General features: G+C 35.4%; 17 protein-coding genes and 1 tRNA gene. 8 read left to right on the top strand and 10 right to left on the bottom strand.

Features of this window, described 5'->3' with window-relative positions:
• Window positions 1-790, top strand: a 790-nt coding sequence (locus tag J2T59_RS01445) for a tRNA sulfurtransferase (protein WP_259133295.1), incomplete at its 5' end; no start/stop codon positions are given.
• Between the two features lie 13 nt (window positions 791-803).
• On the opposite strand, the gene J2T59_RS01440 is transcribed toward J2T59_RS01445, so the two are convergent.
• A complete protein-coding gene (locus J2T59_RS01440) occupies window positions 804-2147 on the bottom strand; it encodes an MATE family efflux transporter (protein WP_259133293.1) in 1344 nt (447 codons plus the stop codon).
• 123 nt (window positions 2148-2270) lie between these two features.
• Entirely contained in the window at window positions 2271-5891 is a 3621-nt protein-coding gene (locus tag J2T59_RS01435; RefSeq protein WP_259133291.1) for a hydantoinase B/oxoprolinase family protein, read from the bottom strand.
• Window positions 5892-6060: 169 nt separating this feature from the next.
• Between J2T59_RS01435 and J2T59_RS01430 the strand changes: the two genes are divergently transcribed.
• Entirely contained in the window at window positions 6061-7878 is a 1818-nt protein-coding gene (locus J2T59_RS01430) for an ABC transporter ATP-binding protein (RefSeq protein WP_259133290.1), read from the top strand.
• A gap of 44 nt (window positions 7879-7922) precedes the next feature.
• Here the strand turns inward: J2T59_RS01430 and J2T59_RS01425 are convergent, their stop codons facing one another.
• Window positions 7923-8906, bottom strand: a complete 984-nt coding sequence (locus J2T59_RS01425) for a YbgA family protein (protein ID WP_259133289.1) — start codon at window positions 8904-8906, stop codon at window positions 7923-7925.
• Between the two features lie 77 nt (window positions 8907-8983).
• On the bottom strand, window positions 8984-10132 hold the full coding sequence (locus J2T59_RS01420) for an RNA-guided endonuclease InsQ/TnpB family protein (protein WP_259133288.1): 1149 nt from the start codon (window positions 10130-10132) through the stop codon (window positions 8984-8986).
• Between the two features lie 53 nt (window positions 10133-10185).
• Here J2T59_RS01420 and tnpA point away from each other — a divergent pair, with 53 nt between their 5' ends.
• The 4 genes from tnpA (at window position 10186) to J2T59_RS01400 (ending at window position 12532) form a co-directional block, all read left to right on the top strand.
• Window positions 10186-10602, top strand: a complete 417-nt coding sequence (tnpA, locus tag J2T59_RS01415) for an IS200/IS605 family transposase (protein WP_259133286.1) — start codon at window positions 10186-10188, stop codon at window positions 10600-10602.
• Window positions 10603-10668: 66 nt separating this feature from the next.
• Window positions 10669-11109, top strand: coding sequence for a pyridoxamine 5'-phosphate oxidase family protein (locus J2T59_RS01410; protein WP_259133284.1), 441 nt, complete (start codon window positions 10669-10671; stop codon window positions 11107-11109).
• A gap of 93 nt (window positions 11110-11202) precedes the next feature.
• On the top strand, window positions 11203-11919 hold the full coding sequence (locus J2T59_RS01405; RefSeq protein ID WP_259133282.1) for a hypothetical protein: 717 nt from the start codon (window positions 11203-11205) through the stop codon (window positions 11917-11919).
• Between the two features lies 1 nt (window position 11920).
• On the top strand, window positions 11921-12532 hold the full coding sequence (locus J2T59_RS01400) for a hypothetical protein (protein WP_259133280.1): 612 nt from the start codon (window positions 11921-11923) through the stop codon (window positions 12530-12532).
• Between the two features lie 193 nt (window positions 12533-12725).
• Here J2T59_RS01400 and J2T59_RS01395 read toward each other — a convergent pair whose 3' ends face one another.
• Window positions 12726-12872, bottom strand: a complete 147-nt coding sequence (locus J2T59_RS01395) for a hypothetical protein (RefSeq protein WP_259133279.1) — start codon at window positions 12870-12872, stop codon at window positions 12726-12728.
• A gap of 323 nt (window positions 12873-13195) precedes the next feature.
• On the opposite strand from J2T59_RS01395, the gene J2T59_RS01390 reads away from it, so the two are divergent.
• Window positions 13196-13336, top strand: coding sequence for a hypothetical protein (locus J2T59_RS01390; protein ID WP_259133277.1), 141 nt, complete (start codon window positions 13196-13198; stop codon window positions 13334-13336).
• A gap of 2 nt (window positions 13337-13338) precedes the next feature.
• Here J2T59_RS01390 and J2T59_RS01385 read toward each other — a convergent pair whose 3' ends face one another.
• Window positions 13339-13536, bottom strand: coding sequence for a hypothetical protein (locus J2T59_RS01385; protein ID WP_259133276.1), 198 nt, complete (start codon window positions 13534-13536; stop codon window positions 13339-13341).
• Window positions 13530-13856, bottom strand: a complete 327-nt coding sequence (locus J2T59_RS01380; RefSeq protein ID WP_259133274.1) for a type II toxin-antitoxin system death-on-curing family toxin — start codon at window positions 13854-13856, stop codon at window positions 13530-13532. Before J2T59_RS01380 ends, J2T59_RS01385 begins: the two co-directional genes overlap by 7 nt.
• A 140-nt stretch (window positions 13857-13996) precedes the next feature.
• Here J2T59_RS01380 and J2T59_RS01375 point away from each other — a divergent pair, with 140 nt between their 5' ends.
• Window positions 13997-14134 (top strand): hypothetical protein, encoded by a 138-nt coding sequence (locus J2T59_RS01375; RefSeq protein ID WP_259133273.1) that lies wholly within the window; start codon window positions 13997-13999, stop codon window positions 14132-14134.
• Window positions 14135-14509: 375 nt separating this feature from the next.
• On the opposite strand, the gene J2T59_RS01370 is transcribed toward J2T59_RS01375, so the two are convergent.
• From J2T59_RS01370 to J2T59_RS01360, 3 genes are all read right to left on the bottom strand, one after another.
• A tRNA-Ala gene (locus J2T59_RS01370) sits at window positions 14510-14581 on the bottom strand.
• A 122-nt stretch (window positions 14582-14703) separates the two neighbouring features.
• Window positions 14704-14973 carry an elongation factor 1-beta gene (locus J2T59_RS01365; RefSeq protein WP_259133272.1) on the bottom strand — a complete coding sequence of 90 codons (270 nt, stop codon included), beginning with the start codon at window positions 14971-14973 and terminating at the stop codon, window positions 14704-14706.
• An 18-nt stretch (window positions 14974-14991) separates the two neighbouring features.
• A complete protein-coding gene (locus J2T59_RS01360) occupies window positions 14992-15162 on the bottom strand; it encodes an HVO_2753 family zinc finger protein (RefSeq protein ID WP_259133271.1) in 171 nt (56 codons plus the stop codon).
• Between the last annotated feature and the right edge of the window lie 56 nt (window positions 15163-15218).

The following is a 15218-nucleotide window of genomic DNA, read 5'->3' as shown; positions in this document are numbered from 1 at the left end:
TGCTATATGGGAAAAACTTGAAAAGATGGGTAGAAAACCTGCAGTAGATCTTACAGACCCGGATAAAGAATTTTTTATTGAAGTGAGGGATAACAAGGCATATATTTTCACAGAAAAAATTAAAGGTGTTGCTGGGTTGCCATTAGGAACTCAGGGTAAGATGGTAGCTCTGGTATCAGGTGGTATTGATTCGCCAGTATCTGCATGGATGATGATGAGAAGGGGTGTTGAGATTATACCGGTGTATTTTGATAATGACCCGTATGCTGATAGCAGTACACTAAACCGTGCGATCGAATGCATCAATGTACTCCAGAGCTGGGCACCCAATTATCCTATGAAGACATATTCGGTACCACACGGTGAGAGTCTAGGTTCCTTCATTCAACATTGTGGGAAAAAGAATACTTGTGTACTTTGTAAAAGAACAATGTATCGTGTTTCTTACGAAATAATGAAAAAGGAAAATGCACAGGGTATAATCACGGGGTCATCATTAGGTCAGGTGGCATCCCAAACAGCTGCTAACATGCATGCTGAGATATACGGGTTAGGTATTCCATTATATCATCCACTGATAGGACTTGATAAGAACGATATTATTGACCTGGCACGAAATATCGGTACATATCGACCATCTACATCGAAGGCTACATGTTGTAGTGCAGTACCAGTACATCCTGAAGTAAATGCGAAATATGATTCTCTTGTATATGAGGAAGAGATGGCTGGGATTGAAGAACTTGTGGAAAAAGCGGTAAAAAATACAAAAATTATCAGCTTATCCTAAAAAGTATCCAGGTTCAAATTTCCATTAACCTTGTCTCTTTTCGCATCATATATAATGCTACTAGAAATCCTAGAAGGTCAGATAGTGGGAATGCGAGCCATATTCCGTTTAGACCTAGTTGGAGTGGGAGTATGATCACAAGTGGTGGTAAGAATATGAGTTGTCTTGAGAGTATCAGTACAAGTGATTCCAGGGATTTTCCTAACGATTGAAGTAATGCTGTAGTCACTATCTGAACACCAATGAAAGGCATCATCAGGTAACATATCATTAGTGCGGGTACACCCATTTCTATAAGTTCGGGATCGGTACTGAACAGTCCCATGATCTGGGTAGGTATTAAGAAAACTATTATCATGCTCAAGAAACAGAGGGCTGTGGACAGATACGTCGAGATCGATAATGTTTGACGTATACGGTGATAGTTCAAGGCACCGTAATTGTATCCGAATATTGGGAGTATTGCTTGTTTTAGACCTATTATTGGCATTAGGGTTAGAATGAAAACTTTTATCACAATACCAAATACGGCTATTGCAAGGTCACCGCCATAATATAACAAACTCTGGTTGAGAAGAAGGAACAGTAAACTTTCAACTATATTGAACATAGCTTCAGATGTCCCAATATAACTAGATTCTTTTATAATACCAAGATCTGGTGATAATGTGTTCAGTTCGAGTTCTACTGCTGCTTTACTCGTATAATAATAGTAGATTACTATCAGGCACCCAATAAGTTGTGAGATGACAGTAGCGATTGCAGCACCAGTTATCCCCATACCCAATCCGAAGATGAACAGGGGATTTAGTATAATGTTAGAAATACTTGATATTACTAGTATCATCATAGCAAAAATGATGTTACCTTCTGCACGTATTGCATTACTCATGGCAGCAGAGAATGTGAAAAAGATCGTGCCCAGAACAATATAATAGGTATAATCGATTGCAAAAGGCATTACAGTTTCAGATGCACCAAATAGTGAGAGTATGGGTTCAAGGTAATATATGGCCAAGATAGTGAATATTAGGCTTGTAATAACTGTCATAGTTACCATATTACCTAACGTTTTCCTAGCATGTTCCAGATGACCTGAGCCAAGTGAACGTGAGATGATAGATGCACCCCCGATCCCTATACCTAAAGCAATAGCCATCATTAGCATCTGGACAGGGAATGCAACTGAAATTCCTGCAATACCCAATACACTCTCTTCACCCAATCCACGCCCGATAAAGATCGTGTCAACTAGATTATAGATTGCCTGTACCATTAATCCAATGATTGCAGGAGTGGCTAATCTTAGAATAAGGCTCCTGACATTTTCTTGACCCAGATTCTCAGTACGTTCCATGCCATTAACCACATTCTACTCATTTTTTAATGATATCTAAGTACAATACCGTATCTATTAAATTGATATCAGAAAATACTATACTTAAAGTTCAATTAAATTAAAGTTAATTGAACAGATAACTTACTTTTTCCCAAATGCTCCGCCACCAGGTGTTTCAATGATGAACGTGTCGTTAGGGTACATAGTAATACTATCATTACCACAAAGTTGTATCAAAGTACCATTTTCTCGAAGAACAAGATTATTACCTTTCATACCACTGCAACCTCCATTCAGCCCGAATGGTGGATATGTTCTATGACTTGAGAGTATGGATGCGGACATTTTGTCAAGAAACCGTATTTTTCGGGTAACACCATTCCCCCCATTATATTTTCCAGGACCACCACTATTTTCTCTGATACTGAACTCTTCTAGTATTATAGGATACCTTAATTCAAGTATTTCGGGATCTGTAATCCTTGAATTGGTCATATGAGTATGAACTGCATCAGTGCCATGGAAATATTTACCTGCCCCAGCTCCACCGCACACAGTTTCGTAGTATTGGTATTGGTGATTACCGAAAGTGAAATTGTTCATTGTACCTTGGGATGCTGCAAGTATTCCCAATGCGCCAAACAGTGTATCCACGATATATTGGGACGTTTCAACATTTCCAGCTACTACAGCCGCAGGATATTCTGGATCTAACATGGACCCTTTAGGTACCCTTATATCAATTGGTCTTAAACAACCGTCATTTAGAGGTATGCTTGTTTGAACAAGTGTCCTGAACACGTAGAGCACTGCTGCTTTGCATACTGCAAGAGGTGCATTGAAATTAGTTGGAACTTGAGGTGTAGTATCGTTGAGGTCAATAATTGCTTTTCTACGAATCTTATCAATTATCAGTTTAATACATATAACACTATCATCATCTAACTTGTAAGAGAATGTCCCATCATTTAATGTATCAATGACCTTTTTCACTTCATTCTCAGCATTATCTTGTACGTGGTTCATGTAAGCTTGAACTACTTTGTTAGAATAGCTATCAACTAACTTCTTTAGTTCAATTATTCCTTTTTCATTAGCTGCAATTTGTGCCTGGATATCAGCTATGTTTTGGGTAGGGTTTCTTGCAGGATAGTTGGTTGAACTTAGTGTGTCCACCAAATCGTTTTTATGGAAATTTCCGTTTTCAACGATTCGCATACCCTTTATCAGAATCCCTTCTTCATGTATTGTAGTACTATCATGTGGCATTGAACCTGGTGACTTACCACCAATATCTGCATGATGTCCTCTTGATGCCACGTATGCGTATATTCGATCACTCTCATCGAATACTGGTGTAATTACTGTGATATCTGGTAAATGAGTTCCACCGTTGTATGGTGAGTTTTGGAGGTATATATCACCTTTCTTACCCTTAAATTCATCAGTGGAAATTAAGGCCTTTACACATTCGCTCATTGATCCTATATGGACAGGTATATGTGGCGCGTTTGCAACAAGATTTCCATTTTGATCGAATAGTGCACATGAGAAATCATGTCGTTCTTTTATATTGACTGAATGTGCTGTGTTCTGGAGTGTATATCCCATCTGTTCAGCAATTGACATGAAACGGTTATTGAATATTTCCAGCATAACTGGGTCGACTGTCGTATCAATATCATATTTTATTTGTTTAGAAGAAGTACGAGTAAGTGTTAGATGGTTGTATTGAGTTACTTCTCCTGTCCACCCAGGCTCTATTACCAATGTAGAATTATTTTCTATTATAATTGAGGGACCTTTTATTACAGTACCAGGCTCCAGGTCAGTACGAAGGAATACTGGAGTATCATGATATTTGTTATTAGAATACATTTCAGTTCGAGTTATTGGAATGGGCTTTGAATTCCTTTTTGCAGGATAGCTTTTTTCCTCAATATTCTCTGATCGACCAATGATCTCAACAGAAACGGTTTCAATTATTAGAGGAGTATCTTCTTGGATGAAACCGAACTGTTGTTTATGTTTAGAATTGAATTGGCTTATTATATGATCAATGTCAGCTTTTTTTGGAAGGTCTATTAAAAGAGCTGTATCAGAACCCTTGTATTTCAAATGTAGTTTAGTTATTGTATTGATACGATCTTCTGAAACACCGGTTTTGATGAGCTTATCTCTACCCTCGTTTTCCATTTCGGATACTATTTCTACTACTTCATTCAAAGAACTGGTCCTTAATATTTGTTCAATGGACCTTTTAAGTATCTCTCTTTGATCAGCAAGACCGATACCGTATGCTGAGAGGACACCTGCATAGGGATGAATGAATATCTGAGTTATACCTAGAGTATCCGCGACTTTACATGCATGTTGACCACCTGCACCACCAAAACAGCATAATGTGTATTCTTTGACGTCGTAACCTCTCTGTACAGAGATATTCTTTATTGCGTTAGCCATGTTCTCGACAGCCACATCAAGAAAACCTTCTGCAAGTGATTCAGGTGTGTATTGTTTTCCACTATCTCGATTTACAGTTTCTGTTATGGCACTGAATTTCTGAACAACTATCTCTGGATCTAATGGCATATCTGCACTTTGTCCGAAAACATGTGGGAAATGGTCAGGAATTATTTTGTTCAGCATGAGGTTACAGTCAGTTACAGTTAGAGGTCCACCTCTTCGATAACATGCGGGACCCGGATCAGATCCCGCGGAATCTGGACCTACTCTAAGTTTTTCACCATCAAAATGTAATATTGACCCGCCACCTGCTGCGATAGTATCTATTTTCATCATAGGTGATTGGAGATGTATTCCTGAGATGGTTGTCTGGAAACTGCATTCAAGTTCTCCTCTATAATGTGCAACGTCTGTAGAGGTACCACCCATATCAAAACTAATGATCTTATCAAACCCTGCAAGAGAAGATGTTCGTATTGCACCAACAATGCCCCCAGCAGGACCCGAGAGAATACAATCTTTACCCCTAAACTCATCGGCATTCACCAGCCCACCGTTAGATTGCATGAAAAGGAGGTCGGGTCCTGAACCATTATTCTGTTGAAGTGTGGATTTGATCTTATTAATATACTCTTTTAGTATTGGGGATAGATACGCGTCAACTACAGTAGTTTCAGCACGACTAACTAGTTTTATTAAGGGACTGATCTCATGTGATACTGATATTTGAGAATAACCAATATTTCTTGCAATTTCAGCTACTTTCAGTTCATGGTCTGGATACTTGTAACCATGAATGAAAGATATAGCAACTGACCTAATACCAAGATTGAATATTGTTTTGAGGTCATCGTGTACTTTACGCTCATCTATTCCAACAAGTTCAGTACCATTACTATCATACCTCTCATCAACTTCTATGACATCGTTATAGAGCTGCTCAGGTTTTTTTATATTGAGCGCGAAAATATCGGGTCTGTTCTGGTACCCTATCTCTAACAGATCTTTGAATCCTTTTGTAGTGACAAAGACAGTGGGTTCACCTTTGCGTTCTAATAATGCGTTAGTCCCAACAGTTGTCCCCATTTTAATTGTATTGATATGATTAGATGGTATACAATCATTCTCACCTATTCCTAATATATCTCTAACTCCCTGGATTGCAGCGTCTTGGTATTGTTCAGGATTGTTTGAGAGGAGTTTATGTGTAATGATTTGCTTTTTGGGGTCCATTGCAACAATGTCTGTGAAAGTGCCGCCCCTATCGATCCAGAACTGCCAATTATCAGAGGACATGGTTATTTTACAATGAGAATATTAAAAGTATATCAAATATTGCATATATTGATCTCAAAACTAACAAATACCTTTTTATGGGCTAATGTGAATAAGAACACAAGAAAACTGATACTAATTTAATCTGATTCCAAGAACTTTTGGCATATAAGATGAGGTAACCTGTAAGATGTTCAATTTTGTTAATAAACTGAAAGATATTTTCACACCAAAGGAACTTAGAGGCTTTGTTATCTTATTGTTCTTGACAATAGCTACAGGTATATCTCAGGCGGTAAGTGTTGTATCCATATTTCCTTTTATGGACGTTATAACCAACCCGAACATTATTGAGGAGAATTATTGGTTAAACTTAATATATACTGAACTCGGATTCACGTCGAGTTCGGACTTCATTATTTTTTTAGGATCTGCAACATTGACTCTATTAATTGTGAGTAATGCAATATCTGCCTTTACTATTTGGTACAAAGCAAAATTTGTGTGGGCTAATAATCATTCGATCTCGAAAAGATTATTGGACATATATCTTCGCCAGAACTATCCTTTTTTCTTAAGCAAGAACAGTGCTGATGTGAGTAAGAACATATTATCTGAGGTACAGTTACTAACAACAGGATACATGATACCGCTGCTCCACGCTATAAGTGGTGTTATCATCTCACTTACTATCATTGGTAGTATATTTATTGTGAGTCCATATGCTACACTGTTTGCTATACTGATCTTTGGTGGTATTTATGGATTGATATACACTTTTTTTAGAAATAAGCTCAGGAAAAGTGGGAAAAGTCGATTGAATGCTAATCAGGAAAGGTTTAGTGTAGTCAATGAAGCGTTTGGTGGTATCAAGGATATTAAACTGAAAGGAAATGAACTGTTTTATCTTAAAATGTTTTCCAAACCTTCAAAGGTTTATGCGGATACTATGGCGAAAAATAAAGTAATCGGAGAACTTCCTAAATTTTTATTAGAAACACTAGCTTTCGGTGGTATAATTGCATTTATACTTATACTCTACTTATTGTATGGAGATGTAGGTAATGTGATACCAATCGCGAGCCTTTTCGCATTTGCAGGTTATAGGTTACTCCCATCACTCCAAAAAGTGTACGATGGTGTAACTAAAGTCAGGTTCAATTATCATACAATTGATAATATCAGGAAAGAAATGGCGAATGCTGAAAACATATTTCAGTATCAGAACATTAACATCGAAGAGATACCTTCGGAGACCATTGAGCTGGAGAAAGAGATTAGACTTGAAGGTGTGAAGTACAGTTACCCTAACAGTACCCACAATTCCCTTGATGGTGTTGATATCTCTGTTAAAAAAGGTACTTCAGTAGCTGTTGTGGGTACCACCGGTGCAGGGAAGACAACCCTAGTTGATGTGATATTAGGTTTACTATTACCCCAGGAAGGTACTATCTATGTCGATGATACCAAGATAACCGAATCTAATCTGAGAGCATGGCAAAAGAACTTGGGGTATGTCCCGCAACATATCTATCTAGCCAATAGCTCAGTTAAGAATAATATTGCTTTTGGAATACCTGACGACCAGATTGACATGGAACAAGTTATACGTTCTGCAAAGATAGCTAATATCCATGATTTTGTAATGGAGGAAATGCAGGACGGATATGATACTATTGTTGGTGAAAGAGGTGTGAGGTTGAGTGGTGGGCAAAGACAGAGAGTAGGTATTGCACGTGCACTTTACCATGATCCGGACGTACTTGTTCTGGACGAAGCTACAAGTTCACTTGATGGTATGACTGAGAAAGCGTTTGTTGATGCACTGAATAAGTTAGCTAAAGTAAAAACATTGATAATAATAGCTCATAGGTTCAATACAATACAGAACTGTGATAAGATATATATGTTAGAAAAAGGCCGGATCACAGCTGAAGGTACATATTCTGAACTTTTAGATTCCAACAGCAGATTCCAATTATTAGCAAATGAGAAAGATAGGAAATAAGTTTGATATTTTCAATTTCAATTAAAATTAATTAAATATCAATATCATTTCCAATAATCTTTATCTCTCTTTTCATCTATCGCGGACTGAAGTTCTGGTGGGTAGGGTGTGAACAGTTTATCATCGATAATATTGTTTGTATCGTATCTCATAGTGTATAGTTGGAGTACTTCAAGTAAACCCTGGATTCCAATTAAATTATTCTCATATTTTTTCAATATGTGGAAAAAATGTTCTTTTTCATTATCAGGAACAGTTTCTGAAAAGTTTGAGAATAGTTTGGTTGCCACACTAATATAAGATTGTGAACTCGGATGATACGTGAATAACTTTTTAAGTAACTCTTCATAACCAGAATACAAGGAATTAACCGAACTCTCATTACTATATCCATCAATTATAGAGTCAAGTTCATTAAAAATCTCTTCATTATATGATGAGAACAGGAACCGGTTTTGAGAATGGAATTTTTTTAGGTCAGGAAAGGACATATCTTTTGCCAATCTTCGAAATTGTGTGAATGTGAACAGGTATGTTAGGAAATCGTGCCTGATCTTATCGTTCCTTAACCTATCATCTTCTTCAATAGGATATCCAGGATGTTTCTCTAATACTTTGTTAGCAAAGAATCCACTACCTTTTTCGATTACAGGTGCATCTTTTATACCTGAATAGACCTTGATGTTACGAATACCTATAGTAGGTGACCCCGATTTAAATATGAAACCGTCAACTTCTGGAAGGTCGCTGATAAATTTATCAGTGAACTCATCCATCTCTTTAGTCACATCGCGGTTAGTTTTAGGTTGCATTAATTTGTATTCACCATCAGTTTTCACTATCCTGATAGGATCTCGTGGAATACCTAATCCGATCTCAACTTCGGGACATACTTTGATATAATCAACATAAGGTTCAAGGTCTTTAACTATTTTTGAAGGTATGACCTTACCGTCATACCTAACATTATCAAACTCCAAACATCTACTAACAAGAACTTTTGGTCTTGGAAATTCTTTCTCTTTCATTTACATTTATCTCCTATACTAATACTATTATTCAGTTTTAACCTCAAATCCTTTTGCACCAACAGTTTTGTTGTGAACTACCACCCTATGAATATGGTGGCTTCCTGCTTCATCATCGAATCCAACGACTCAATTCCACAGGCTTGAACTGTAGTTCCTACAGCACGATTGAGAATATTGATAGCGGCATTATGGTCACGGTCAAGAACTAATCCACAGTATGGACAATTATGTACCCTTACTGCAAGTGTTTTCTCGACTTTCTGACCACATTTGCTACAAAGTTGTGATGTATTATATGGATTGACTAATTCTACAAACTTACCAGCTTCTCCCGCTTTGTATTTTGTAATCTGAATTAGATTACTCCATGATGCATCATGTATTGATTTTGAAAGTCTTGAATTTTTAACCATGTTCTTTACATTCAGGTCTTCAAAAGCTATGAAATCATAGGTATTGATGAGTTCCCTGCTTAGTTTATGGTTAAAATCATTTTTCTGATTGCGAATTTTTCGATGTAATCTGTTTACCTTGTCACATTGTTTCTTCCAATTATTAGAAAACTTCCTTTTTTTGCTAAGATTACGTTGCTGTTTCTTTAATTCATCCTCTGTATTGCGATAATATTTTGGAGAATCTATCTGAGTACCATCACTCAATGTTACCAGAGAATTGAGTCCAACGTCAATACCTACAAAGGTAACAGGCTCAACAGGTTCAACATTATTCTCAATGACTACAGAGAATGTGACATACCATTGTTTCCCATCTTTGCGGATAGTACAAGTTTTGATTTTACCTTCAATTTCTCGATGCTGAACTATCCTTATTTTTCCAATCTTTGATAGCTTCAACTTCTTTCCAGAAATACTAAAACCAGATTGGGGATAGGTAAAACTGTTATATCGTTTCTTCCCTTTGAAACGAGGATAACCTACTTTCGCTTCTCCGTTCTTACATCGTCTGAAAAAAGCATCAAAGGATTTCCCTAATCTTCTAATTACATCCTGCTTTACCTGAGAATGTACTTCTGTATCAAATTCAAGATACTGAACCTGATACAACTGTTCCATAGTAGACAATCCTTGATTACACCTTTCGTATGCTTTTCTACGGTCTGCAAGAAATTCGTTATAGATATGTCTACACACATCAAGTGTCTTATTCAAAGTCACTTCCTGTTTTTTTGTAGGATACAATCTGAACTTATAAGATTTCTGCATTAAATATCTATAGGTCAAAAACATTTAAATATCTTTCGTGCCTATAGGAGAATATGTCTTATTCAAGCTCTGCTGTATATGAAATCAATTATCATATCGTATGGTGTACTAAATATCGAAAACAAGTTATGAATGATGAATTAAAACAATTTCTCGATGATCAGATAAGAACTATTGCCGATTCTAAGGAATGGGAAATACTTGAACTTGAAGTCATGCCCGCACATATACATCTCTTCATATCTGCACCACCGTTCATAGCACCTACTGATATCGTTAAGATAATTAAAGGTGTCACTGCAAAGAGAACATTCCAGAAATTCCCTGAACTACGAAAAAAAGAATTTTTGGGTAATCATCTTTGGTCACCAAGTTATTATATTGGTTCACATGGTCAAGTATCTGCTGAAACAATTAAGAAATACATTGACGGAAGTTCAAATAGGGGACTTAATTCATCCACCGTTTAAAAACGGTGGTCTTCTTACTTCAGCGTGATAAATGTTGTTCATTCTAGGATTTAAAGGAAAATAATAATGAAAGCTGATTTGACATACTTGTTCGATACATATTCATTAGCTGCACTGGCAACTTGTGACCATGATAATAGACCTTATATCAACCTAGTTGCGGTTGCAGTTACAGCTGATTTGAAACATATCCTGTTCTCGACAAATATGTTTACTCAAAAGTATAACAATATCTCTAACAATCCTAAAGTATCATTACTGTTAGATTCGAGGAAGAACTCTATAACTGATTTTTCTGATGCTATTGCAGTTACTGTAATAGGTACTTGCACTGAACTAGGAAGTGAAGAACTACCAGATTTCCTTGAGATATACCTCAAAAAGAATCCTGAACTTGCTGATTTTGTTCACTCTAAAGATAATGTGCTCTTTAAGGTGGAAGTTGAAAAATATATTTTGGTCAAGAACTTTAAAGATGTGTTCGAGCTTAACATGAACGTTAGTTGAACTTATTGAGTTATTTTTGTCATTTGATGAAGGAATTTTGAGATAAACCGGTGCGAAACCTATAAATTAATACAAATTAAACATGTAAATGTTATGGAAAAATACTGCATTGATGATTTTGAGTCTATAAATTCTATCTTAAGTAGTTTCGCTACAGATATGTTTGATGGAATTACTTTTATAGTTAGACCTGTTGTTGGTGGCATTGATTATCTAAGATCCATGCATAAATCTTACTTATTTGAAAAAGAAATAAATAAGATTTCAAATTTTGATTTTCAAACACGTGAAAAAATATTAGATGTTTTAACTGATATTGTTGTAGATAGAATATATGATAAAGATTTCATTGAAGTTTTAGAAAAAAAAATATCTGAACTAAATGAAATCGAAGATAGTTTTAAAGAATTGGATCATAGAAGATTAAATATAGAGCAAAAGCAAATGCACCATGTTTTAAAGATTTCTTTGAGGAAACTCAATGGTAGAATTGTATCTATAAGAGATGAAATAAATTTTAAAATTTGGGAAGATAATGAAAATATTTCCCAATTGTTAATACTTGATCAAATTTTTTATTTAATTCAAGAAATGATAAAAGCGGCTTTAAATACACCACCGAACAAATTAATTAATTCTACTATTTGGAATGAATTGATTTTTTCATTACTTTACATTGAAGCATTTCATAGAAATAAAGTCTCATTTCTAGAACTTAATAATTTCTTGTCAGGTTTGACATTATATAACTACAGCGAAGGAAAAAATCCAACAGAAAAAGATGCCATTTTTGAAGCTTTAGTGGTTTAAAATGAATTTCTCTATAGATTCAAATATTTTAGTTGCTTTAGTAAATCCTAAAGACAGACTCAATGACAAATCTTCTACATTAATGGAAACCAGACGAGATAATCAGTTAATTTTGTGCACAAGTGTCTTGAAAGAATCTCAAACAATATTTAGAAATAAAATTAATCAGATAATAGTTGAAATCATCCAATTTTTACCTAATTTTCAGGATAAAAAGGTAAACCAGATGGAATACCAAGAAAAATTAATTTTAGCGTTCAAAAAAATAAAAACAAGTAACCCTGGAACATCTAATTTTCTAGATTTGGTTTATAATGAAATCATTGTTTTTTTAGAAAATAACGATAGCTTGAAACTTCCCTCTTTTTTATCTCAACTTGCAATTCGTTATGCACAAACACTATACATTAAAATAGAGAAGATGCACCCCAACGGTAATGTGATACATTTAAACCACGACAACCTAGAAATTATAAAAAAAGCAACAAGTGAAACATATTTTAAAGATCCTAATGATGAGAGAATTTTTTATGAATTGATGACTAATTTACCCGATATAAAACCTGTTGAGTTTCTGACTGGCGATAAAGAATTTGCAAAAAAAAATAGATGAAAGTTATCCTAATTGCATTGAATATTTTGGGTATGGCGAAAATTCCTTTTTTTGTACTTTAGTAAAAGGTTAACTTTCTGCCAATACTCTTATTATTTACTTGGAAGCCTTTGGAATTACAAGGAAATTATTAAAAAGCTCATGGGATGGATGCACAACGACGAACCATCTAAGTGGGTAAAAAATCTTAAACTTAGTAAGGTAGAGTCCCCTTTACAGCCATTAGATCTTCAAACAGAAGGAATCTGATGCCCTCCTGGACTCGTGTAGAATCTCCGAGATAAAGCCATTGTTGGTGTCCTAGCATATTCTGGAATGCGTATAGGAGCCCTAGCATCATGCAGAATAAAGAATATAGAGTCAACCAATAAGGTGCGATAATCTATATCTCAATGACATCAAAATCAAAGAAAATCACTTCTGAAAAAGGGATCCATAGCAGAAAATAGATAGGCTGCAAAGGCCACAATAACTATTTGTGTTATATAATAAGATTATATTTGAGAAATTCTTTAGTAAAAATAAATCATACTTCAATTTTTGTATAGGAAAGCTTTATATCAATTCCACGTAGAATATTATTTATAATATTGTTTAGTAGTAGCTGTGCGATATTAAATTGATAGATGTAATTTGTAGAATAATAAAAAAGGTGGATAACAAATGTTTAACATGAGTAAAAAAATATCAGAACTCAAAGAGAGGTCCGATAAAACATCTCATTTGACCTTAGATGAAAAAGCCTTACTTGAAAATTTCATCGATGATAATCAAGAGTTGCTAAAGACTTTATCAAAAATGTAATATTAACTTTCCTTTTCTTCTTTTTTATTTTTGGGCATGCAAGATACTAAAACTTTGACGAAAAGATAAATAAGGCCTACTTTTTTCCTTTTCAGCATCCAATTAAACATAAATTCTAATTTACCCATCTTTATTGTGTTCGCTCTTAGCCAATTTTCAATAAAATCAATGTCTTCTTCATACCTTGCAATTTTTAACAAAACTGAACACGTTCATCTTCGGTAGCAATTATTTTATATCCTTCTGCTTCCAGCAAAATATAGGCTACTGCAAACCCCGTTCTTTTATTTCCATTTCTGAAAGCATGCCGGCAAGTGATTGATTCAAGAGATAGTGCTGCATTTCTAAACACATCATTCTCATGACGAATCCTCCACTCAAACAAAGCTTCCAAAGAACCAATTTCATGTATTCCCGGCAAATAATCATCTGGATTAAGCATTTTGTCAAATTCTATAATATAGTCATGTATTTCTATGACCTTTTCAATATCCAAATGAACAATTGGTTTTCTATCCATTTTATTCTCATATTCTAGTTTTTATATATTATAATGATGTTATCTTTAATAAAAATGTGTGATAAGTTATTCCGAGGGTGGATGTACAAGAATTTTCACATAAACTTTTTATATTGTTCACATACACTCAATAGTATCTAATGGTAATAATCGGAGGCACTGCCTTTCGATTAGACTCCTTTAACAAAAATGTATGGGGAGTACCAGCTTCTGAAGCAAACAACGCAGTTGAATCACTAAATAAAACAGTTGTTCGCATTTGTCCTCGTGTCAATTGACATGATTGTGACTATTATGAAGACTAAACAATGAAATTGGCAGGGTCATTGTTTCATGGACCACAACAACTGAATTAATGGTTAAAGTTTGCATCTCAGATAACGTGGCCAGTCAGAAAATCATTGACAACGCGTAGGAAAATACATGGTCCATGTATGGGAAAGCCAGAAATTCAAATAATGGCTGGGCAAAGGATCTCGAGGCACGGTCGCTGACAATGGTAAGAGATATTGCATGGCCAAAAGCATCTTTTTATTTATGAAACCCAGATTTCAATAAAGCTTTCGGGAAACATAAGAAAAACGGTATTTGCTTTAACATTGTGTGCTATTTGATATATGAGAGATATGAGGAAATTATATAAAGATTTTCAGTGGACTCGGCGGGATTTGAACCCGCGGCCTTCACGTTGCGAACATGACGATCTACCCCTGATCTACAAGCCCTAAACTAAAGGAAAGGATTTAGTCAACGACCCTCCCTCACGGAAGGAACTCCGTTTTGTGAGTTGAACAATGTATGCAAAAAAAGAAAATAATTGAATAAATTCAATTAATTAAGATGGTGTTCAAATAGGTCTACCGACTTCGACCACTTGTATACTTTCAACACCGGGTACTTTCTGGAACGCATCTTCCACTTTTTCAGTACCACCTTCAAGGTCACCAACCATTACTACTACCATCAATGCTTTTATTCCAAAAGCTATTGGTTTTTCTTCAGCAGTATAGAATTCAGCTCCTTCAGGTACAGCGGCTTTAATATTCTCTTCTAGTTCCTTAAGATCGGTCTCAACACCTTCTGGCATGATCTTGATAGTTGCTGCTACTTTACCCATAAAAATACCTCTCTTAATTTAAGGTCCCCTGAAATTGCAGGATGGACAATAGTATACGTTACTCTGTTGTCTGCAGTCGACACATCTTCCTAGTTCAGCTCCACAGTTGGGACATGGGAACCTTACAAATCCGTTATCTGCAAGAGTTACTGCACATGATGTACAGTGTTTTACTTGTGCTTTTGCCATAATTATCTCCTTATTCAAATGAATTTAGTCTAAATGTAATCTAATCTCTAATGATT

The organism is Methanosalsum natronophilum (assembly GCF_024808815.1).
GTDB classification, from domain to species: domain Archaea; phylum Halobacteriota; class Methanosarcinia; order Methanosarcinales; family Methanosarcinaceae; genus Methanosalsum; species Methanosalsum natronophilum.
Note: the sequence above shows the minus strand (reverse complement) of the source record. Positions and strands in the feature narration are given on the sequence as shown.